Consider the following 20548-nt stretch of genomic DNA (forward strand, 5'->3'; position numbering starts at 1 on the left):
CTCCAACGCCGATCGGCCAACATCCGCGCCGCCGCCAGACCCCCAGATCTTGCAGCACCATGGCGAGGTTGTTCAGGCTGACGGAAACGTCGGGGTGGTCGGGCAGCGTAACCTCCACCACCAATTTTGCCGCATACGTCGCACATGGGGTCCTCTGCGGCGGCGGGCGGATGACCAGGACCCGGTTGTCGTAGGCTCCGCGCGCCCGCTCCGCTTCGCCAGTGCCCTGGAGTCCTGATGCGCCCTGTCGTACGGCTGGTTGTCGCTTTCGCACTGCTGCTGGGATCGGGCCTCAGCCTCGCCGGGCCGCCGGCGGCGATGGCCGCCGCGACAGCGGCACCGACGATCACGGTTCGAGCGGACCGCTGGCACGTCGACGCGACCCTGGCCGGCACCGACACGTTCGTCTTCGTGGTGAAGGTCGCTGGGCAGCCCGACGCCTACTACCAGGACGTGTTCTCGCCGTTCGTGCTGGATCCGTGGAAGTACGGCGGCCTTCCGGTAACCGTGAGCGCCCGCGCCGCCGGGGCGGCGTCGCATCCGTGGGCGCCCGCGGTGCGGGTCGACGTGCCACCGGCGAAGCCGGTGCTGACGGTCGCCGCCGACCGCCGGCACGTCATGGCGACGCTACCGATGACCGCCAGCTTCGTCTTCTCGGTGAAGTCCGACGGCCTGCCCGACTACTACTCCTCGTACTCGACCTCGCCGTTCTTGATAGACCCGTGGAAGTACGGTGGCCGAACGGTCCGGCTGGGTGCCCGCGCCGAGGGCCCGGCGACCAATCCCTGGTCGGCCTCGGTGCAGATCGAGGTGCCAGCCCCCGCCCCTGACGTGCCGGTGCTGTCGGTACGGCCGGACCGACGCCACGTCCATGCCACCCTTCCCGGGGTGACCAGGTTCGTCTTCGTCGTGAAGGTCACCGGTCAGCCGGACGTCTACTTCTCCAACGTGACAGCGCCGTTCGTCATCGATCAGGCCCGCTTCGGCGGGAGATCGGTCCGGGTCAGCGCCCGCGCCGAAGGCCCGGTGGACAACCCGTGGGCACCGGAGATCGCTATCGATGTGCCGCCGCTGAAGCTCTTCGGTATCGACGACGCGCACGGACCGCAGAGCACGGCCGGAGCCGACGCGAAGCAGCTCGGCATCACCCTCAACCGCATCAACCTGGTGTACGGCGAGTCGGTGCAGAGCATGGACGCCAAGGTCGCCCTCGACGCGGGCAACGGGCTGACGCCGCTGCCGATCCTCGTGCAGTACGGCTCCATCTCGCAGTTCGACCTGGCCGGCTGGGAGAGGTGGGCCGCCGCTGTCACGGCCCGGTACGGCCCCGGGGGCAGCTTCTGGCAGGGGCGCACCGACGGGCACCTCGCGCCGACGTACTTCGAGGTCCTCAACGAGCCATACGGAACCTGGTTCTATCCGAACCCGGAACCCACCGCCTACGCCACCTTCTTCAAGCGGGTGACGACGGCGGCCAGGGCGGCCAACCCGGCTACGAAGTTCCTGCTCGCCGCCTACCCGCATACCTTCAAGTACGCGAACGGCTCGTGGAGCAGCCAGTCCTGGGACGTGCTGCTGCGCGACGCGCCGGACGGGGCGGCCTCGCTGGGGCTGGCGGACGGGGTCACCGTCCACCCGTACGGCTCGTACACCGAGGCCAGGGGCTGGCCCAGCGTCCGGGCCGTCCACCGCGACTTCCCCGGACATCCGGTCTGGATCACCGAGATCGGCTACCGGATCAACCAGATTGTCGACGGTACCGCGGTCACCGAGCAGGTGCAGGCAATGTGGCTGCAGCGCACGCTGGCCGACTTCATGAGCTGGCCCTGGGCACACGGCTACCTGTGGTTCAAGTGGGCCGACTACGGCGCCGACAACATGTGGGGCGTGGTGCGACCGGACGGGACCCACCGACCCTCCTACGAAACCTACCGGGCCTTCATCTCGTAAGTGGCCCACGGGGTCGTCGCCGACTGCCGCGTAGTCGGCACGTGCTGCCTCCAGCACAGCCGTACGTCCGGTCAAACGTCCTGTCCAACGTCCTGGTCCATTGACGTTCGCCGCGTTCTCATTGGCTGGGTCCTGGACTGGCTCCGACAGTGATCGCTGCTACGGGGAGGTAGATCGTGCGTCGGTCTGGAATGGCCATCGTGGCTGCGTTCGTTGTGCTCGCGCCGAGCATCGTAGCCGTGACCGGCGACCTGCCCGGGGCACCGACGCGACCAGCCGCTGCCGCCGACGCACCGTCGTTGGCCCGGCTGGTGCCGGTGCAGCCGTCATCCATCGTCACCGGCCTGGTGGTGCCGGCGTCCGGATCGACGACCGTGCAGGTCGGCGGCGTGGGACCGGTGCCCGAGTCCGCGAGCATGGTGTCGGCGCAACTGATCGTCAGCGGGGCGGCGGACGGCACGCTCACCCTCACCCCGACCGGCGCACCGGCGACGGCCGCGGTGCACGCTACCTACCGGTAGACGCCGGCACCGGGCAGGCACACACTGCCGGCCGTTGCGACGGCGTCGGCCGTGGCCTGCTCCCAGATCACGGTGTTCGACGCCGCGTAGGTGTCGTTGTCGCCGGCAACGAGCCCGCGGGCCACCAGATCAATCGTGCCGCCGGTCCCCGACGCGAACGCCGCCGACGCCGGCGCCAGTGCGACCACAGGCACCGCCAGCAACCCCGCCGCAGCCGAACCCCGCAGTACGTTCCGCCGATCCATGGCCGGCAGTGTGTCATACGTCGATCAAACAGTGGGGTGCATGGCCCGCAGCCAGCGCGCTGGGTGAGCATCGAGGCTGACGGTTCCTGTCGCCGGATCCGCGTTGGCCTCGGCGGTTGAGTTGGCCCGGGCCGCAGGGCGAGGTCGGCACGCGGTTAGGGTGGTGGCGTGGCGCGGGCCGACGAAGCAATGCGGCGGCTGCTGACGCGTGCCCCGCTGGCCGGGCCTGACGAGCTGTCGGCGTTGGTGGCCGGGGTCGCGCCGTTGGTCGACGCGGCCGACATCATCATCTTCCTGGCCGACTATGCGCAGGTGAGCTTGGTGCCGCTGACCCCTCCCGGCCGATCGGTCGAGGCAGCGGCGATCGACTCCACGCTGGCCGGGCGCGCGTTCACGACGCTCCAAGCGCAGCGGGGGCCGGGAAGGCTCTGGGTGCCGCTTGTCGACGGCTGTGAACGGCTCGGTGTCGTCCAGTTCACCGGCGATGCTGACCTGGACGAGAGCGACGCCCAGGACGTGACCGCCTGTGTGGCCCAGCTGCTGAAGAGTCGGCGGGCCTTCGGTGACACCGTCGAGCGGCTGCGGCGCCGGGAGGCGATGCAGGTGGCGGCCGAGATCGTCTGGGGCCTCCTACCGCCGCTGACGTTCGCCGCGAGCGACGTGGTGGTCACAGCCGTGCTCGAGCCCTGCTACGACGTCGGCGGCGACGTGTTCGACTACGCGCTCAACGGTCACGTGCTCAGCATCGGCCTCTTCGACACCTGTGGCCACGGCATCAAAGCGAGCGCGCTCGCTTCGCTGGCGGTCGGCGCCTACCGCAACGCCCGTCGCTCGGGGCTCGATCTGACCGCGACGGCCATCAGCATTGACCGGTGGTTCAGCTCCGAGCACCGTGGGCTGTTCGCCACCGCCGTGTTGATCGAGCTCGACCGGCGTGACGGCACGCTCCGTATGGTCAACGCGGGCCATCCCGGCGCCCAGGTCGTTCGCGACGGTAAGGCGATCAAAGAGCTGCCAGGCCCGACCGCGCTGCCGCTGGGTCTGGGGTACTTCTCCGACAAACCACCGCGGGTGCACGAAGAGATGTTGCATCCCGGCGACCGCCTGCTGCTCTACACCGACGGGGTTACCGACGCGGTCAATCGGGCGGGTGAGCGGTTCGGCCTGGAGCGGCTGCTCGATCTGGTGCAACGGGCCCTCAACGACGAACTGCCGACCCCAGAGACCATGCGGCGACTGGTACAAGCCGTGCTCGCCCACCACGGCGAGAGCCTTCAGGACGACGCGACCGCCGTCCTGCTCGAATGGCGCCCGGCCCGCGACCCGTGGGCAAACCGAACGCAGGAATTGCCGTAACTCCAGTTCGAGGCCAGGAGCTGCGACGTCGGCTGACTGGACGGGTCAGCGTGCGTCAGCGCTCGAAAACGCGGGAACGCATCGCCTCGACGTCGTGCGGAAGGCCGTATGAGCTGACGATGGGTTCAGCCGCCCACAAGGCAGGTCACTGGGCCAGCAGTCGGCCTATTTGGGGTGGTGACCAGGCAACGCTGGATGCCCCGGGGGGAGCGGCATGCTCGGCCGCTTGCCCAGCATCCTCACCAAGGCGGCCAAGGGTTCCTGCGGCAGCCAAGGGAGTTGAACTGCGCACGTCGTGGGCCTGCCCGGACTGTGCGCAGGTTCGCTACTGGACGGCTCGCGTGTTCCGGTCGGCGCGGGAGTGTCGCCGCCCTCCTGGTGCGGCGCCACCGGCCGCAGCCGACCGGCGGCCGCACCTTGCGCGGCAAGGTGATGCGGTCCGACGGCAACGCGGTGTCGTCACGCGGATTGATCGTGCGTTGGGGCGTACTGTGCCAGCGTCGGCGCCTGCGTGCGGTAGCGCCGCTCGACGGCGGCCGCTGCGCGCACCAGTGGCAGCCGGGCGACGGCATTGCGCACCGCGATCCCTGTTCGCGTCTTGGGCACCATGAGCTTGACGTTCGGGCCGATCTGCTGCCGCTTGACGACGAGCTCGCGGTGGCTGTCGTGATAGCGCGAGAAGCCGATCCGGTGGTCGCCGCGGGCGGCGGCCAGCTCGCCGGCGAGTCGGTATGCCCCGAGGAGCGCCAGTTCGGCGCCGGCTCCGGAGGCGGGGGAGGCGCACCAGGCCGCGTCCCCGACGAGGGTCACGCGCCCAGCGGACCAGGAGTCCATGCGTACCTGGCTGAGGGCGTCGAAGTAGAAGTCGGGATCGTCCAGGGCGGCGGCCAGCAGTTCCCGGACGCGCCAGCCGGTCTCGTGCGCGAAGGTCTCGTGTACCAGCCGTTTGTGTGCGCCGATGTCGCGGTGGTCGTAGGCGATCGGCGCGGACCGGAAGATGAAGTAGGCCTTGGCCTGGGCGTGGTTGCCGGAGCGGTAGAGGCCCGCCATCCGGCCGGGCTGGTTGAACATGGTCACCCAGCAGTCCTCGCCCAGCTTCGCGTCGGCGTTCGCGAACGCGAAGTAGTGGCCGCCGTGCTGGACGAAGCTCGCCTCCGGCCCGAACGCCAGCCGCCGAACCGCGGAATGCAGGCCGTCGGCGCCGATGACCAGGTCGAAGCGTCGGTCGAGGCCGTTCTCAAACGAGACGGTCACGCCGTCGTCGTCCTCTGCGAGGCCGCAGACGGCGTCGCCGAAGACGTGCTCGACGCCTTCGCTCGCCTGATGCACGAGTGCAACCAGGTCGCCGCGCATGACCTCGATCTCGCTCGCGCCGGTGACGTCGACCCGGGCGACGGTGCGGTCGTGGGCGTCGACGAATTTCATGCCCCGCACGTCGGTGGCGGCCGCACGGAGCTGCCGCAGGATGCCCATCCGGTCCACGACCTCGACGGCCTGTTCCCGGACGTCCACGCCGTTGCCGCCGGGACGGGGGGCGGGCGCGCGCTCGACGACCGTGGGCCGGAAGCCGTGTCGCGCCAGCCAGTGTGCGGTGGTCAGGCCAGCGATGCTGGCACCGGCGATGAGGATCCGCTCGTTCATCCACGCGCTCCCTCGTCTAAGATAAATGGAATACACGTTCCAGATAATTATGTGGAAGGGGCGTTCCAGATGTCAAACGCGCCCGTGAGTGGACGCAGGGCGGACGCGGTGCGCAACCGGCAGCTCGCCCTCGACGCCGCCACCGCGTTGCTGGCCGAACGGGCGACGCCGCTGACGGTCGAGGCGATCGCCAAGTGCGCCGGACTCGGGGCAGGCACTGTCGTGCGCGCCTTCGGTGGCAAGGACGCCCTACTCGACGCCGCCGTCTCGAACCTGCTGCGACCCGTCGTCGACCGCGCGAAGGAGCTACTCGCGAACGCCAAGCCCGAGCGGGCGTTGCGGACGTTCCTGACCGACCTGATGGACTTCCAGTCGGCGTACCACGGCATCAGCGACGAGCTGCGCGGCCTGACCGTGCCGGAAACGACCGCGCTGCGCGCGGAGTTGGAAAGCGCGGTGCGGGAAATGATCGTCGGCGCGCAGCGGGCCGGGACGATCCGCACGGACCTGGAGGCGGACATCCTGACCGACCTCATCGGACAGACGGCCTTCGCGATCGCGCGCTCCGGCGGTGGCCTCGCCGATGCCTATCTCGCCGTCTTGATGGACGGCCTGCGCCCCGCAAATCCGAACATGACTATCCCAACCATTCCGAGCAAGCACAGTGGCCCCTGACCATGGTCATGTCGAGCCGGCGTGGTCGAAGTCCTGGACGCGTTCTTCGTCCTACACAATCGCTTGTCAGGCAGTCGCAGGGGCGTCATGAGAACCCTCATACAGTTCCCCAGCGGCCCTGGCGGCATCGGGATCGCATGCCGGTCCAGCGTCGCCCGATCTTCGGCCGAGCGGCTGTCCGCTCATGGCGATGAGCGGCTGTTAATTAGTGGATCCATGGCCGTTTTTCCTGTTTCCAGCGGTCGATTTCCTGGACGGCTGCCGGGTCCGGTGCCGCATCACGAGCCATAGCGAGCAGCGCTCGCGTCATCCGTGCGCGGCGCGCCTCGTCTGGCGTGATGTCACGCCAGTTCTCCGGCATGGACCGCGCTTCGTCGAGCGTCATAGGCAGAGCGGCCATGCAGGCCCGAGACACCTCAGCAGGCGACGGCGAGCCATATCGCGCCCAGTGGTAGGCCCATTCCTCTCGGCGGAAGACGGTCGCTTCGCGTGCCCGTTCCAAGAACCAGGACAGTAGTGCGGCCCACTCGTCGGCGCGGGCCGGCTGGTCGCTGTTGAGCCGGGTGAGCGCGGCCAGCACCGCCACGTAGTCATCCGCGGTGAACTCGCGCTCTGCTAGCCAGCCGGACCAAGCCCCTGCGCCGGCCTTGCCCAGGGCCCGCATTGCATTACGGACGTGCCCCCGCCGGTCCGGGGGCGGTAGCGGCACGACGTTCCGGCCAATGGTGACGTCGATCAGCCTGCCGGGCGGCGCTGCGGCATAGTCGCCGCCGGTCGCCACCTTCGCCGACACTGCGGACGCTCTAACGGTGTACTCGTCCGGATAGGAAAGGGCGTCCGGCGTGGGTACCAGCTCGAACCCGTACCGCTGCAGTTCCGCTGCGACGGCTGACCACTCGGGAGGTTCGTCCATCAAGTAGGTGCGGATAGTGATCCCGTTGGACTCCCACGGCGCCTGCGTGTGGTCACGGAAGTAAAAGGCCGTGACCTGGTTCCAGTCGCGCGTCATGTGGAGGCCCCGGGCGAAGTGTTGCTGCTCGAAGGCGCGGCCGTAGGGCTCGGCCTCATCCGGCTGACCGGGAGGCAGCCGGTTCGGATAGCTGAGTCGCGAAGCCAGATCCTCCGGGTCCGCCTCCAGCGGCACGCCTTCGATACAGCCAGTGGCCAGCGCCTCCAGGCACGCCTCAGTCAACTCATCGACGGTCCAGTCCACAGGTTCCACGTTCGCGGAGGCTAGCGGTTGTAAGCCAGGGTGGTATCTCGATTTGCGGCGTAATGCTGGAACCTCCGATACCCATGGCTACCGCTCATCCCAGCATGAACGCACGCTCATGCCGCCGTCCGCGCTCGGTGGACCGATGCGGTCTAGCCGGGAGGCAGAGAACGCCCCGGCCGCTGGTCGGGGCGTTCCGCCCTCATCAGGGTGTGCTGTTGAGCCCCAGATCAGGGGCACAGCAAGTGAGCCCTGTAGGTGCAGGATGCAGTTACCCGCATAGAGATTCGGCTGTGCGCGTACCGTGCAGTGCCGAGAGGCCAGTGCGCCTTCTCTGGCGCGCTCTTCCGGCTCCATGAGCGAGTGGGGCCAGCGCGCGCACGAGGGGATGGTGTACTGCGGTCCGTCGGAATAGCCAGCTCGGGCTCTGCCGGACGTCGGCGATTTGAAGATTGTCATCAGTCTGCTGCCACCGCGTCGCCGTCGTGCAGACCGCCGGATTCGATCGTCGTGGTGAGCAGTGAGCGCAGGGCCGTGCGAAAATGAAGCTGCAGGCAGGCCGACAGTTGTTGGAGGTAGGACGACGTGCCCGATACGGGGGCAGACAGCCGTGCGGTCGTTGAGCTGCAGCAGCGCGTCGAGCAGGACCGGGCGCGGCTGGCGTCGCTGCGACCCGGATCGCCGGCCTACGGACAGCTCCGGCGTGGGATCCTCTGGAACTCGGCAAGGCTCCGCGACCTGGAAGAAGACGTCAAGCTGCGGGCTCATCAGGTCACCGCGGTGAGGATCTTCTCCGTCCTGATAGGCGGCATTGTCGTGCTCGCCGGTTGGGGATCGTGGACGCTGCTGATCGGCGTTGGCGTGGCAGCGTTCGGGGTGTGGATCGCCGACCGGCTGCCCGACCATTTTTACCGCACCGGCCTGGGATTCGAGCGCCGCGCCAAGACGTAAGGATCGTCCTGGCCGCCAGTGAGCCCAGTCGCGACGAAGCCCCCGTGTGCTGCCCGCTGCGGCGATGCGGGGTCGCCAGTGCGACGCCCGGCAGGCGGGCGCAGACCATCGAACGCCGCGGCACTCGCTGAGATCAACCGCACGATCAGGCAGCGCGAGGTCGTGCCGGGCACGTGGGTCGTCCTGTCGCTGAACCGCGACGCTTGATCACGTATCCGCTCATGCCGCGGATCGAGCGCGTAGGCGGCCGGTGCGGCCATCACCCGCCGTAGCGAACCCCCGCTCGGCCGATGTGCTTTGCCAGACCCAGGCGAGGATGTGGCACGCTCCGGCAGCGAAGAAGGCCTGGTCCGTCCGTTCCCATGCGACCCGCTGGTCGGATCGCTCGATCAGCGTCCGACGAAACGCTCCCGCTGCTTTGGCTGCCACGGCCCGGACGCTAGTGGATGAGCCGACGCATCCGCTCACGCCGCAGATCGCGCTAGACGCAACGGCTAAAGGGGTCACTCCCCATCGGCCGCCGAGGTGTCTCGGTCCTGGCCTTCGCATCGGACGCCGGCACTCGTGATGTCTCCGCTGCACACCAGTTCTCGGATCGCCGCGGTCATCGCCGGTATACCTGGTTCCGGCACGATCAGTTGGTCGGCGGTCCAGAAGTAGCTGCCGTTCGCAACCTCACCTGTCTGTCTCCACCGCGCCAACAGGCGGCCGACCTCATCGACGGTGAAGATTGTCAGCGCCCATGTGGAGCCATCGGGAAGGTCGACGAACGCGTCGACGTTGGCCACCGTGTCCACGGTGTCCGTGTCCGCATCGAGCAGGAACCGCGCCACGAACGTCGGCTCGGTGATGGTGGTGTACGAATCGCCGGCGCCCATAGACGTCAATCATGACGTACGCCTGCAGCGCCCGCGTCTGCCGCAAAGTGCTCGGCAAGGTGGGTGGCGGGTCGCGGATCGCCGAAGGTTAGCCATCGTGCTTATGTAGTGCTTCCAGCAGGTTCTTAGCGGACACGCCGAGCGGCACGGTGTCCGAGGTTGCCGCGATTATGTGGAGCGCGGGTTCCAAGCCTGCGACGGCGTCACGGAGGGCTGCTTTGACGCTGCGGGTATGGCCGTCGGCGTCGATGAATTGCTGTCCCGGGCGTACCCAGGCAAGGCAGTCGATGAGGATCTCGATCGCGGTCCTGCGCGGCCTGCCCTGGGTGGCGCGGATGACCGCGACGAGGACCCCCGCGGCAGGCCCTGCGGCGTCATAGAGCCAGCCCGAGTGATTGTGCCCGATGGCGTCGAGAACCTCGTTGTAGGCGCGCTCTCCTTCCTGCGCAGTTCGCACCCGTTGTAGTCCCCTGATTGCGGCCATGACCGCAGCGGGATCGGCGCCGTGGTTGGCCCAGCCCCCGGTCCGCAGTGCCTGCTCGATTTCGTCGCCGACGTGTTCCAGCACCAGGTAAGTATGAAAGCAGCGGCGATCAGCGTGCGCACTCATTTGCCGCCGATCGGGCGCTACCTGCTGGCAGTTGCCGTCACACTGCGGGGCTGGACTTCAGTCCGGCGGACTTCCCGAACTGTCGACGAGCGTGCATGGTGTCTTACGCTTCGTGAGTGAGTGATAGCGACTTTGACGCACGATTGGCCGGTCTCATTGCGAGCGTGGATGAGGCCGCCGCGCTCCTTCGGGAGCGCGGCGAGGGGCACTGGCTCGCGTGGCTCGTACGATGCCGTGCTGAACTCGTCGCTCACGAGACGGCGGTCTTCGACCACATCCTCGCGGCGTTCGGCGGTATGGGCAGTTTCAACGATCTTCTGATCCTGGCCGTCAACGGCCATGCGGTTCGGCCTGACCAGGAGAAGGTGGTCAACGAACGGCTGGGGGATCTGCGCCACCTCATCTGGACCGACGCGACTGATCTCCGCCACGAGTTGGCGGAGTCACCATGACGGACATCCGCACATGCCGCGACCAGGGCGGCTGCCAACTATTGGTGACCTTGCTCGTGGTAGTACCTGGCGGAAAGGCGGTGCAAGATCGCCAGTCCGTCGTGGGCGGATAGGTAACTCGCTTCGGGATGCGGCTCGCACTGTTCCCAGATGGGGACGTCGCTGGGGTCGGCGCCGCCTACGCCAAGGCACGCGTCGGTATGACGAGCGCGGAAGTAGAACTGTTCTCCGCTGGGCAGGTGGCCTTCCACTTGGACCGGGGCGGCCGAGCAGGTGAGGGCGGCGTTCCATCCCTCCGTTTTGAGTGTGGCCAGTGCGGCCTGCCACTCCACTTCGTGCTTCAAGCCCCATCCCGTCGTTGCCACACCAGCACTCTTTCTGTGGGCTGAGAGCGTCGCAAGATCTTCACGTCCGGATTTGCCGCCGATCGGGCGCGCTACCTGCTGGCACTTGCCGTCACACTGCCTGCCTGGACTTCAGTCCGGCCGACTTCCCGAACTGTCGATGAGCGGACGTTCGGCAAGATTTGGACTCCAGGGCCGATCGAGCAGAGACGCCCGGTGGTGGAGGTACCGGAAGCGCGCCGTCGAGATCGATGAGGCCGCCGTATCGGCGGGCTATCGCCACAGCGAGCTGGGCGAGAAACCGGTGGTCATCCTTGCCGTTAACTGCCGCGGCCAGGACGATCTCGGTGATCGGAAGGAAGCCCGCTGCACGCGTCAAGCAGGCCGCCTCATCAGGGTCGTCGCATTCGTAAGCATCAGGTTCGACGAGCATCGGCCCGGTCCCCGGCGTCGGCTCCGTCATGTCGAGGTTGCGCGGTTCCCGAAGTACCCACCAGTTATCTCTGTCCGGGCTGAGCGACTCCGACAGCCACACACGGAACTCCCGGACGTCATCAGCAGTCCACGCGCCCGGCAGCAGAACTGCGGCTGAAGGTCCGGCCACGAGGACAATTGTGCATCACGGCTGGGGACACCTGGCATCCGCTCATGCCGCGAGTTGCGCGACGCAACGTCCGGGCACTCGGTCGGGGGTCGGCGCTTGCCGGGACACCTCCGACCTGACCCAGGTCTCGACCTGATCCTCAAAGGCCAGAGCCAAGAATCTGCAGCGGGAACGTCAAGCCGGCGCCTATCGCACCTCCGTGCGGTCCACCGCCCTGCGCGGCGCGCGCCGCGAAGCTCAAGGCACGATCCCGCCGGTAGATCCTGCCGATGATGGCCGCCGGTACTTTGCCGCGAATGCCTGCGCTGAGCTACTTGGCGTTCGGTGCCTGCCTTGTGATGCCGTCGGCAGCGGCAAGAATCTCGGGCGCGAGCTTCACACTGGCGCCTAGACCTTCAATCCCGACAAGGCGGCCAACCGCATCGGAATCGAGGTTGACCATGCTGTCTACGGCAACGGGATCACACGCGTACATGTGCGCCCCCGTAAGCCCGGTGTCTGAAGATGAGCAGCCACGAGCCGATCTGCGTCGTCGGTGCCGCCAGGCGGCCGCTGTGTCCCCAATCGCCGTACCCTCGAAGGGCTGCGACTATTTGACCGGACACAACGTCATGATCCACAGCAGTCCCGCCTGGCGGCATCGCCTCCGACGAGCTGATGCGCCGTCGCTAGTGAAGGGGGTGTCCACAGCGGATACATCACCTAGCTGACAGCGGGAGCGATCAACGCCGCCCTGCCCAGGGGTTAGCAGCACATCGCCGCGGACGTTGCCTGCGGCGAGCGCTCGCCGCGTGGCGTCGGCGGTGCTCGCCGAGAGTCCAGCGCTCCGGGGGTGTGGCGGAACAGCCTGGTGCGCGACCCTTGCCATATGGGCCCGTAGCCACGCGTCGAGGACGTTCCGGCGGTGGTGCCATCGTTGGATCCGTTATAGCGGGATGGCGGTGTGATCAGCCGACTGCCCTACACCGCTCAGTCGTACGGCGTAGCGGGCTTCATCAGGTCGTGTCTTGGCGTGCCCAGGTCCAGGCCGGAACGGAGCGGATCGGATGCAGGCCGGCGTCGGTTTCGGCCAACGAGTTTCGTTGGGCGACCTGGGCGCCGAACTCGACATGTTCGCGGACCGCCGTGCGGAAATCGTGGTCGTTGGGCAGGCCGGCTTCGTCGATGGCCTCCAGGTAGACCTCGACGAACCGGTCCCGCTGCTCGTCGGTGATCTTCAGGTGGCGGTGGACATCGATCAGATATTGGAAGCCGAGCTCCGAGGTGAATCGGTCCGGACCGCCGAAGGACTCGGCAGTGAACCAAGTCAGGTGGTCGACGTGGCGGGGCTGGCGGACCGGAAACACCTCGCGCAGCACGGGATCGGCCAACGCCTTTGCGTAGAACAGCTCTTCGAGGCGGTGCAACGCCTCGTCACCGCCGGCGAATTCGAAAAGAGTTGTCATCGCTTTCGCACCCTACGCTGACGTACGTCTGGTCCGGTGAGCAGGAGCCGTCGTTGCCACCTCGGAGCCGGCCTGAACGCACGTTACACAACGGGTGCTGCGTGTCGCCATCACCCGTGCGCCTCTGTGCGGCCTGCTGGGTCCGCTCCACTGACGGGGCAAGTACGACTCCCCGAGAGATGACGCGACGACACCGGCGGGCGCGACGGCGCAGGTGGTCATCGTGACCGCCTCGTTGTTGCCCGCCGTCCTGCCCCGCACGCCGCGGGCGGCCGCCAGTTCAGGGGCACGGCTTGCGTCGGCCGTCGTGGGTGTTGGGCCCCGACGGCATCCAGTCAGCTGACACCGTCCACGCGTTGACCGCCGCCCGGCTAGCAGTGCGGTGTCGCGGCGGCGGTGGCCACGACCGTCCGGCCGCGCGCCGTGTCTCGTGAACGACGGCCGGAGTGACACGGCTTCTCTGACGACACAAGATTGTCATCGAGGTCGGCGGAGGAACCCGTCAGCGCAGGGTGCGAAAGAACTCGGTGATGTCGTCGCCGAGCAGGACGGGACGGGCTCCTCGTGCGCGGCGAAGTGGCCGCGCGGCATGCGGGTGTATCGAACGAGGCGGTAGGTGCGCTCTGCCCAGGAACGTGGGGGCTGGGTGAGGTCGGCCCCACCTCCGCCGGCGCGGTCTGCCCCACGGCGATGAACGACTACACGTTGCGAACGTGACCAGGACAAGCCCGCGCCAGGTCGAACTGTCGAGGAAGTCGGGTCCTGTTTGCCCTTGGCGTGGTTAGCGTTTCAGTCACGGTGATTACGTTCAGAGTGCGACGGCTTCGGCTTCGCGCTTGTCGTACGCGGTGCGGGCTGCGGCGATCTGGTCCTGGTTCGCGTCGGTCCAGGCGACCAGCGTCTGGACGGTCGCGTGCAGCGTGACGCCAAGTGGGGTCAGCTCGTAGTCCACGCGTGGCGGCACGGTCGGGTGGACGGTACGTCGGACGAGGCCGTCCCGCTCGAGGTGGCGCAGGGTCACCGTCAACATCCGCTGGCTGATGCCGTCGATCTCCCGGCGCAGCTCGGTGAAGCGGAGCTTGCGGTTGTCGAGCAGCGCCACGACCAGCAGCGACCACTTGTCGGCGATGCGGTCGAGGATCTGCCGCACCTCGCAGTCCTCCCGCGTGTCCCACTGGAAGGCGTCGTTGAACTCGCCCCCGGTATCGCAGCAGTAACCAGGTGACGTTGAAGTGCCTTCTTCCATGGTTCCCAATGGTGACCAAGGATGGAGCCGGTTACAAGAGGTAACCGACTCACGTGGGGGAATCCTGTGCCAACGAACGTCAACGCCCGGTCCCGGGCTCTGTTGCTCGTCCTGTGCGGGGCGATCTTTCTGGAGGGCGTCGACATCTCGATGATGGGTGTCGCGTTACCCGCCATCCGCGCCGACCTGAGCCTGTCGACCGCCGCGCTGCAGTGGGTGGTGAGCGGCTACGTGCTCGGGTACGGCGGTTTCGTGTTGCTCGGCGGACGCGCCGCTGACCTGCTCGGCCGGCGGCGGATGTTCATCGGCTGGCTGGTGGTGTTCATCGCGTTCTCCGGTCTCGGCGGGCTTGCGACCGAGGGGTGGATGCTGATCCTGGCCCGGTTCGCGACCGGGGTCGCGGCCGCCTTCCTGGCCCCGGCCGGCCTGTCGATCATCACCACGAGGTTCCCGGAGGGACCGGCCCGAGACCGCGCGGTGCTCGTGTACGCCGGCGCGGCCGCGGGCGGCTTCTCACTCGGCATGGTGATCGGCGGCCTGCTGACCTCCGTCGACTGGCGGTGGGTGTTCTTTGCGCCGGTGGTCATGGCGTCGCTGCTGCTCGCCGCGGCGATCCCGCTGATCCCGCGGGACGTCCCGACGGCGGGGCGGCCCCGCTTCGACGTCGCGGGCACACTCGCGCTGACCGGAGCGATGCTGCTGCTGGTGGTCACCGTCGTGCACCTGCCGGAGGTGGCGCCGTGGGTCACGCTCGCGACGCTCGCCAGCAGCCTGACGCTGTTCGCGATGTTCGTGGCCATCCAGCGGCGGTCGGCGGCGCCGTTGATGCGGCTGGGCATCCTGCGCTCGTTGCCGCTGTTGCGGGCGAACGTGGGCGCGTTCCTGCTCGTCGGCGGGTTCATGGGCTTCCAGTTCCTCGCCGTGCTCTACCTGCAGGAGCTGCGGGGCTGGTCGGAGATCGAGACCGGCCTCGCCCTCGCGGTGATAGGCATCGACGCGATCCTCGCCCCGACCCTGACGCCTGGACTCGTCGCCCGGTTCGGCAACCACCGGGTGATCGCGGTCGGGCTCGTGCTGGTCGCGCTGGCGTTCGCGTGGTTCCTACCCCTCGGCATGACCTGGAGCTTCCTGACGCTCCTGCCGGGGCTGCTGGCAATCGGGCTCGGGTTCGCGCTCGCGTACGGGCCGCTGACGATCGCCGCGACCGACGACGTCGACGCGGACGAGCAGGGGCTGGCGAGCGGCATCCTGACCACGTCGTTCCAGTTCGGGTCGGCGCTGGGGCTGGCCGTGACGACGGCGGTGGTGGTCGCGGTGGCCGGCTCCGGCGCCGATCCAGAGGCCACATTGGACAGCTACCGGTCCGGCCTACTGGTGCCGGTGACAGCGCTGGTGATCGCCAGCCTGGTCACGATCGCGGGCCTGGGGCGCGATGCGCGCCGAGGCCAGGCCGTGCCCGCGCGGTGAGACATGGTGCGTGGAGCGCTCCGCTACGAGATGCGGCGGGGGAGCGCAACAGTCTCGCCCGCCACATCGATCGCGACCTTGCCGCGAAGTGCGTACGATCGCCTGTTCTCCAGGAGCTCATGCGCCTCGGCCATTCGAGCGAGTGGAAGTGTCGCGCCGATGACCGGCTTGACCAGACCGCGCTCGACCAGCGTGGTGAGCCCGTCCAGCTTTCCACGGTTCTGTCGCGTGAAGACGAAGTGATAGGCGGCGTTCTTGCCCCACGCCTCGATGAGGTTCTGCGGCTGCGCGATGTCGACGATGCTGACGACGCGTCCGAGGTCGGCGAGCGTCAGCGGGCTTCGGCTGAGTGTGTCGCCGCCGATCGTATCGAAGACGACATCGACCCCCCTGCCTCGCGTCATCTCGGCGACGGCGTCGACGTAGTCCGTCGCGGTGAAGTCGATCGCCGCATCCGCTCCGAGAGACCGCACGAACTCATGGTCGCCGGCCTTGGCCGTGGTGATCACTCGTGCGCCGATGGCTTTCGCGACCTGGATCGCGATCGTGCCGACACCGCCCGCGCCTCCATGGATGAGGATCGTCTCGCCCACGGTGAGCGCAGCTCGCGTTACCAGGGACTCCCAGACCGTTCCGCCGACGAGAGTCAGGCTCGCCGCCTCGAGGTGACTGAGGTTCTCCGGCTTCCGGCCGACGAGGTCGACATCGACGACGTGCTGCTCGGCGTAGGAGCCGGGGCCGCCGAAGATCCGGGGTGTGTAGTACACGGCATCGCCGGCGCGAAACTCGGTCACGTGGGATCCGACTTCCTCGATCACGCCGGAGATGTCGTGCCCGATGATCGCCGGGAGCCGCACCTGATCCGAGTAGTCTCCGCGACGGATCTGATAGTCGAGCGGGTTGACGGCTGTCGCGTGGACGCGCACCCGTACCTGGCGGGGTTCGACTTGCGGCACGGAGACCTCGCGCAACTCGAACGCATCGGCCCCTCCGAAACGGGCGAGCACAACGGCCTTCATCGGATCAGTCATCTCGGGGTTCCTCGTCGTGGTTCGAGTCACCCCAAACGGTAGGCCTACGTCCGTGCGTTGTCCGGCAAACACCTTTCGTGGTGACCGCTGTTGCCGACAGCGCTTCGGCCCGAGGAACGAGAGGGTCGAGGTGCCCGGGCGTACGGTGCGCCGATGCGCGTTCGGCGGCGAGGTGTGTGCGCCGCGGTTGTCTGCCGCCCGGGACCTCGACCTTGCTTGGCTCTCTGATCGGTTTCGTGTCTTACGCGATCACCTCCTGTCGTCGCGACCCGATCGGAGGGGACCGGGGCCGCCGCCACACCAGGCGCGGCCTCACCTGCTCCCCGAGGACCGCGACGGCGGGTCTCGGGACTGGCCACGGTGGTGGGCCTTCCGCCGGGCGCGGTAACGCCGGTGGCGGGGGTGGCGGACGATCCCAGGACGCGGCGACCAGCGCGTCGAATTCGGCCCGGAGCAGTTCCTCATCCTGGTAGACGATGTCGAGGAACGCGTCGTCGACTGTCCGAACCGGGGTCGATTCGACCGCGTAGACGTTGCCGGCTTGTGTTGCGGGCATCGGTGTCACCCCCTCACCAATGGCCGGCCGGGGTTGTCGAACCGACGGCCCCCGAGCCGAGGTGTGGCATGCTCAGGCGTTGATCTCCTTGCGGTCGCCGGCCACGGCGACCGCGACCTTGCGCGGCTTGGCCTCTTCTACGATCGGGATTTTCACGACCAGCACACCGTTGTCGTAGCCGGCCTCGATCCGGTCGGCATCCAGTGCGTCGCCGAGGAACAGCTGCCGTGAGAACACGCCCAAGGCTCTCTCCGAAACCTGCAGCTGCGCGTCGTCGCCCAGATGCAGCGGCCGGCGTTCTGCCTTGACCGTCAACACGTTGCGTTCCACGCGTATGTCGATCGCGTCCGGGGCGACCCCGGGAAGATCGAGAAGGATGACGTAATCGTCGCCGCTGCGGTAGGCGTCCATCGGCATGGCCGCCGGCCGGGACCATGTGCCGGGCTGGGCGGTGCCGAAGACACGCTGGGCCAGCGAGTCCAGGTCACGGAACGGGTCGGTGCGCATCAACATCGATCTCACCTCGCTTCCTTGTCGTCAACGACGGTGTCAATGCGCTCTAGGGATGTTGTAACATGTCATCAGTCCGATGACAACCAGAAAGTCAACAAACCTATGACGTTCGCCAGTGAGGCCGCGCTTTCCGCGCGGGTGGCCGCCCTCGGGCGCGACCTCGAGGGCGCGATCGACGGCACCGACGCCGAGCCGCTGGCCGAGGTGCTCGCCGCGCTCTCAGCGCTACGCGCGCTCCGCGCCCAACTGGATCTCTGGGAATATCGGTTGATCAACCACGGCCGCGACCTCGGTGCCAGCTGGATCGCGCTCGCCCCGGCGCTCGGAGTGGCCAGCCGGCAGGCCGCCGAACGCCGCTACCTACGGCTCGCGCCGTCCTCCCACACCCACGACAGGCGAACCCGGGACGAGCGGGTCCAAGCCGTCCGCGACCAACGCGCCTCCGACCGCGCCGTCAACCGCTGGGCCCAGACGCAGAGCTCCGCGCTGCGTCAGCTGGCCGGCCTCATCACCGCCTTGGACAACCTGGGCCCGCACGCGCAACACAGCCTCGACCAACTCCACGACGCCATCGGCGCCGACGACACCGCCGCCCTGGTTCCCCTGCTCGCCGCGATCCACGAATACCTTCCGGCTGGGCACCCCCTCGCCGATCGCGTCGCCGACATCACCGACCACGCGGCCGAACTACGTCGCGACACCCAACAACAACGCGACCAGCAACGAGACGCCGAGCCCTGACCCTGTGCTCCGGCGTCAGCGTGGCGGGAGCGGCGACAAGCCGCCCCCGCCGCGCGAACGGGTCAGTGGTTGAGGTTCTGCATCCACTCCCGCAGCTCGCGCGCCTGCCGCGCGAGCTCAGAACGCGCCGCCGCGTCGCCGGAGGCCTCGTCGTTCGCCAGTTCGACGATCGAGTTCAGCGCCGGAATGGCGGCGGTGTATTTGGTTGCCAGGTAGCTGTCCCGCGCGATGTCCAGGGCGGCATCGGCGGCGTCCGCGGCGGCCGCGGTCAGCAGCCCGGCTGCTCGGTCGGCCTCGATCAACAGGCTGGTCTCGCGGTAGGACGAGCAATTGGCGCCCGTGCGGTCGGCGGTCGTCTCGATCCCGCCGAGGATGATCCGCATGAACGAGTCGTCGTAGTACTGCGTCCGGAAGTGGCCGAGGATGTTCGAGAACGCCTTGCCACCGCCCCAGTTCTGGCACCACGCGATCGGGTGGTCGCCGTTCATCAGCCGCAACGGGTTGGTGGCCGCGTTGCCGCTGTTGAGGCTGCGCTGGTAGCTGTTCTCGTTGAGGCTCAACAGCGTGTGCACGTCGGCCCGCATGTTGCGGTCGAAGTTGTAGAGCTCGTCGACCGTCATCCACCGGGCGGGGAGATGCGCGGTCGCCGGGTGCGTGTTGTCCTCGGTCACCACCTCGGCGTGGATACAGCTGCCGCACTGGCCGAACCCGTTCTGGCCGGACGGATGGCTGGTGAAGAACCCACCCACGAGGTTGCCGTACCACGGCCAGGTGCCGATCTCGAACGAGTCGGCGGCGCCGTGGATGCCGACATAGCCGCCGCCCTGGTTCATGTAGGCCTCGAGGTTCGGCTGCTCGGTGATCGGATTGAGCGGGCCCGGGTGCCCGACATTGGACTCGAAGACGATCGTGTCGTACTGCTTGAGCGCGTCGAGGCTCAGGAACGGGCTCGCGGGCAGCGTGACGGTCGGGAGTTGCGGGTCGTAGACGTCGACGTTGAAGTTGTGCGCGATGCCGAGCTTCTGGATCGCGGCCACGGTGTGCGGGATGTGGTCGTGCCGGAAGCCCGTCGTCCGGGAGAAGACCAGGACGTTGTAGTCGGCGTTCGGGTTGTGCGGGAGCGGGGCGAGCACCGGGTCCGGGATGAACGTCGGGCCCGCCGCGGGCTCAGACTCGAGGCCCGTCGCAGGCTCCGGCGCGAGCCGGTCGTTGAGCTGGTCGATCAGGTAACGCGCATCGCCCACGAGTGTTCTGCGGGCCGGGCCGGGCGCGATCCCGTCGTTGGCGATCGAGACGAACTCGTTCAGGACCTGGCTCGCGCGCTTGTCCGAACCAGCGTCGGCGAGTGCCTTCGCCTCGTCGAGCTGGGCCTGCAGCGCCGCGCCGACGTCCGCCGAGACGCTGCCGGCGGTCACGAACCGGGCGATCAGCGTGCCGACGTCCGCGAACGATGTCGTCACGATGAACGTCTGCGTGTACTTCGCGCTGTTGGAAGCGGCGTCGGAGAGATGCACCGCGAGCGTGTGCACGCCGAGGGACAGCTCGGAGGTCTGCACCGGCAACGGCGGGACCAGCTTGCCGTCGAGGTACATGTTCAGCACCGCCACTCCGCCCGAGCCGGGGGCGGGGTCGGTGCGCGTCGGGATAAGTGTGGCGACGTGACCGACGTGACCGTCGGTGATCGCCGGGTACGAAGCAGCCGGCGCCCGCGTGTCGATCCGGACCGAGATCGAGCGGAACGCCGCGACGTTTCCGGACGTGTCGACCACGCGGTACCGGACGCTGGTGTTGCCCTCCTGCGTGATCACCGCCGACGCCGTGGCCGACGCCGGCGCCCCTTCGACGGGCAGGTCGATGTAGGCGGCGCCGCCGTTGAGCGAGTACTGGAACGTGGCGATGCCGACGTCGTCGGTTCCCGACAGGTTCAGCGTCACCGGGCCGCGGTACCAGTTGTTCTGGCCGGTCGGCGCAGCGGGCGACAGCGTCGCCACGTTGATCGTCGGCGGTGTCGTTTCCGCTGCCCACGACGGCGCAGCGGGGATGAATACGGCCGCCGTCACGCAGGCGGCCACTGCCGATGCGCGAAATCTTCTCCGCATGAGTGTCTTC

At 68.2% G+C, this 20548-nt stretch carries 20 protein-coding genes; 8 read left to right on the forward strand and 12 right to left on the reverse strand.

Annotated features, from left to right (window positions below; translation table 11 throughout):
* Positions 1–237: 237 nt before the first annotated feature.
* A complete protein-coding gene (locus tag AB0J88_RS20520; RefSeq protein ID WP_364353324.1) occupies positions 238–1950 on the forward strand; it encodes a glycosyl hydrolase in 1713 nt (570 codons plus the stop codon).
* A gap of 200 nt (positions 1951–2150) precedes the next feature.
* Positions 2151–2471, forward strand: a complete 321-nt coding sequence (locus tag AB0J88_RS20525; RefSeq protein ID WP_364353327.1) for a hypothetical protein — start codon at positions 2151–2153, stop codon at positions 2469–2471.
* Here the strand turns inward: AB0J88_RS20525 and AB0J88_RS20530 are convergent.
* Entirely contained in the window at positions 2462–2716 is a 255-nt protein-coding gene (locus AB0J88_RS20530; protein WP_364353330.1) for a hypothetical protein, read from the reverse strand. The two genes, AB0J88_RS20525 and AB0J88_RS20530, sit on opposite strands and share 10 nt — an antisense overlap.
* A 168-nt stretch (positions 2717–2884) precedes the next feature.
* Here AB0J88_RS20530 and AB0J88_RS20535 point away from each other — a divergent pair, with 168 nt between their 5' ends.
* Positions 2885–4072 carry a PP2C family protein-serine/threonine phosphatase gene (locus tag AB0J88_RS20535; protein WP_364353333.1) on the forward strand — a complete coding sequence of 396 codons (1188 nt, stop codon included), beginning with the start codon at positions 2885–2887 and terminating at the stop codon, positions 4070–4072.
* A gap of 459 nt (positions 4073–4531) precedes the next feature.
* On the opposite strand, the gene AB0J88_RS20540 is transcribed toward AB0J88_RS20535, so the two are convergent.
* Positions 4532–5749, reverse strand: a complete 1218-nt coding sequence (locus AB0J88_RS20540; protein ID WP_364353336.1) for an FAD-dependent monooxygenase — start codon at positions 5747–5749, stop codon at positions 4532–4534.
* A 33-nt stretch (positions 5750–5782) separates the two neighbouring features.
* Between AB0J88_RS20540 and AB0J88_RS20545 the strand changes: the two genes are divergently transcribed.
* On the forward strand, positions 5783–6388 hold the full coding sequence (locus AB0J88_RS20545) for a TetR/AcrR family transcriptional regulator (RefSeq protein WP_364353339.1): 606 nt from the start codon (positions 5783–5785) through the stop codon (positions 6386–6388).
* Positions 6389–6593: 205 nt separating this feature from the next.
* On the opposite strand, the gene AB0J88_RS20550 is transcribed toward AB0J88_RS20545, so the two are convergent.
* A complete protein-coding gene (locus AB0J88_RS20550; RefSeq protein ID WP_364353342.1) occupies positions 6594–7610 on the reverse strand; it encodes a hypothetical protein in 1017 nt (338 codons plus the stop codon).
* 576 nt (positions 7611–8186) lie between these two features.
* Between AB0J88_RS20550 and AB0J88_RS20555 the strand changes: the two genes are divergently transcribed.
* The gene (locus AB0J88_RS20555; protein WP_364353345.1) at positions 8187–8552 is read left to right on the forward strand and encodes a hypothetical protein; all 366 of its coding nucleotides are present in this window, start codon (positions 8187–8189) and stop codon (positions 8550–8552) included.
* Positions 8553–9055: 503 nt separating this feature from the next.
* On the opposite strand, the gene AB0J88_RS20560 is transcribed toward AB0J88_RS20555, so the two are convergent.
* Together AB0J88_RS20560 and AB0J88_RS20565 are read right to left on the reverse strand one after the other, a co-directional pair.
* Positions 9056–9385, reverse strand: coding sequence for a hypothetical protein (locus tag AB0J88_RS20560; protein ID WP_364353348.1), 330 nt, complete (start codon positions 9383–9385; stop codon positions 9056–9058).
* Between the two features lie 133 nt (positions 9386–9518).
* Positions 9519–9998, reverse strand: coding sequence for a hypothetical protein (locus AB0J88_RS20565; RefSeq protein ID WP_364353351.1), 480 nt, complete (start codon positions 9996–9998; stop codon positions 9519–9521).
* Between the two features lie 158 nt (positions 9999–10156).
* On the opposite strand from AB0J88_RS20565, the gene AB0J88_RS20570 reads away from it, so the two are divergent.
* Positions 10157–10492 (forward strand): hypothetical protein, encoded by a 336-nt coding sequence (locus tag AB0J88_RS20570; RefSeq protein ID WP_364353354.1) that lies wholly within the window; start codon positions 10157–10159, stop codon positions 10490–10492.
* Positions 10493–10948: 456 nt separating this feature from the next.
* Here the strand turns inward: AB0J88_RS20570 and AB0J88_RS20575 are convergent, their stop codons facing one another.
* The 4 genes from AB0J88_RS20575 to AB0J88_RS20590 form a co-directional block, all read right to left on the reverse strand.
* The gene (locus tag AB0J88_RS20575; protein ID WP_364353357.1) at positions 10949–11440 is read right to left on the reverse strand and encodes a DUF6368 family protein; all 492 of its coding nucleotides are present in this window, start codon (positions 11438–11440) and stop codon (positions 10949–10951) included.
* 310 nt (positions 11441–11750) lie between these two features.
* Positions 11751–11882: a hypothetical protein gene (locus AB0J88_RS20580; RefSeq protein WP_364353360.1), complete on the reverse strand. Its 132-nt coding sequence runs from the start codon at positions 11880–11882 to the stop codon at positions 11751–11753.
* 553 nt (positions 11883–12435) lie between these two features.
* Positions 12436–12885 (reverse strand): group II truncated hemoglobin, encoded by a 450-nt coding sequence (locus AB0J88_RS20585; protein WP_364353363.1) that lies wholly within the window; start codon positions 12883–12885, stop codon positions 12436–12438.
* 808 nt (positions 12886–13693) lie between these two features.
* Complete coding sequence (locus AB0J88_RS20590) at positions 13694–14131, reverse strand: helix-turn-helix domain-containing protein (protein ID WP_364353366.1); 438 nt, start codon at positions 14129–14131, stop codon at positions 13694–13696.
* 66 nt (positions 14132–14197) lie between these two features.
* Here AB0J88_RS20590 and AB0J88_RS20595 point away from each other — a divergent pair, with 66 nt between their 5' ends.
* Positions 14198–15598 carry an MFS transporter gene (locus AB0J88_RS20595; RefSeq protein ID WP_364353369.1) on the forward strand — a complete coding sequence of 467 codons (1401 nt, stop codon included), beginning with the start codon at positions 14198–14200 and terminating at the stop codon, positions 15596–15598.
* Between the two features lie 23 nt (positions 15599–15621).
* Here the strand turns inward: AB0J88_RS20595 and AB0J88_RS20600 are convergent, their stop codons facing one another.
* Positions 15622–16629, reverse strand: a complete 1008-nt coding sequence (locus tag AB0J88_RS20600; RefSeq protein ID WP_364353372.1) for a zinc-dependent alcohol dehydrogenase family protein — start codon at positions 16627–16629, stop codon at positions 15622–15624.
* A gap of 628 nt (positions 16630–17257) precedes the next feature.
* Positions 17258–17698, reverse strand: a complete 441-nt coding sequence (locus AB0J88_RS20605; protein ID WP_364353375.1) for an Hsp20/alpha crystallin family protein — start codon at positions 17696–17698, stop codon at positions 17258–17260.
* A gap of 102 nt (positions 17699–17800) precedes the next feature.
* Between AB0J88_RS20605 and AB0J88_RS20610 the strand changes: the two genes are divergently transcribed.
* Positions 17801–18439 carry a hypothetical protein gene (locus tag AB0J88_RS20610; RefSeq protein ID WP_364353378.1) on the forward strand — a complete coding sequence of 213 codons (639 nt, stop codon included), beginning with the start codon at positions 17801–17803 and terminating at the stop codon, positions 18437–18439.
* A gap of 62 nt (positions 18440–18501) precedes the next feature.
* Here AB0J88_RS20610 and AB0J88_RS20615 read toward each other — a convergent pair whose 3' ends face one another.
* On the reverse strand, positions 18502–20538 hold the full coding sequence (locus AB0J88_RS20615; RefSeq protein WP_364353381.1) for a ThuA domain-containing protein: 2037 nt from the start codon (positions 20536–20538) through the stop codon (positions 18502–18504).
* Positions 20539–20548: the final 10 nt, after the last annotated feature.

Origin of the sequence: Asanoa sp. NPDC049475, from assembly GCF_040676915.1 — a bacterium.
Taxonomy (GTDB): domain Bacteria; phylum Actinomycetota; class Actinomycetes; order Mycobacteriales; family Micromonosporaceae; genus Asanoa.

Excerpts from the sequence above, each read along its gene's own strand:
- AB0J88_RS20520 (WP_364353324.1), top strand. The coding sequence starts at position 238 with ATGCGCCCTGTCGTACGGCTGGTTGTCGCTTTCGCACTGCTGCTGGGA.
- AB0J88_RS20530 (WP_364353330.1), bottom strand. The coding sequence starts at position 2,716 with ATGGATCGGCGGAACGTACTGCGGGGTTCGGCTGCGGCGGGGTTGCTG.
- AB0J88_RS20545 (WP_364353339.1), top strand. The coding sequence starts at position 5,783 with ATGTCAAACGCGCCCGTGAGTGGACGCAGGGCGGACGCGGTGCGCAAC.
- AB0J88_RS20580 (WP_364353360.1), bottom strand. The coding sequence starts at position 11,882 with ATGGTCAACCTCGATTCCGATGCGGTTGGCCGCCTTGTCGGGATTGAA.
- AB0J88_RS20585 (WP_364353363.1), bottom strand. The coding sequence starts at position 12,885 with ATGACAACTCTTTTCGAATTCGCCGGCGGTGACGAGGCGTTGCACCGC.
- AB0J88_RS20590 (WP_364353366.1), bottom strand. The coding sequence starts at position 14,131 with ATGGAAGAAGGCACTTCAACGTCACCTGGTTACTGCTGCGATACCGGG.
- AB0J88_RS20600 (WP_364353372.1), bottom strand. The coding sequence starts at position 16,629 with ATGACTGATCCGATGAAGGCCGTTGTGCTCGCCCGTTTCGGAGGGGCC.
- AB0J88_RS20605 (WP_364353375.1), bottom strand. The coding sequence starts at position 17,698 with ATGTTGATGCGCACCGACCCGTTCCGTGACCTGGACTCGCTGGCCCAG.
- AB0J88_RS20610 (WP_364353378.1), top strand. The coding sequence starts at position 17,801 with ATGACGTTCGCCAGTGAGGCCGCGCTTTCCGCGCGGGTGGCCGCCCTC.
- AB0J88_RS20615 (WP_364353381.1), bottom strand. The coding sequence starts at position 20,538 with ATGCGGAGAAGATTTCGCGCATCGGCAGTGGCCGCCTGCGTGACGGCG.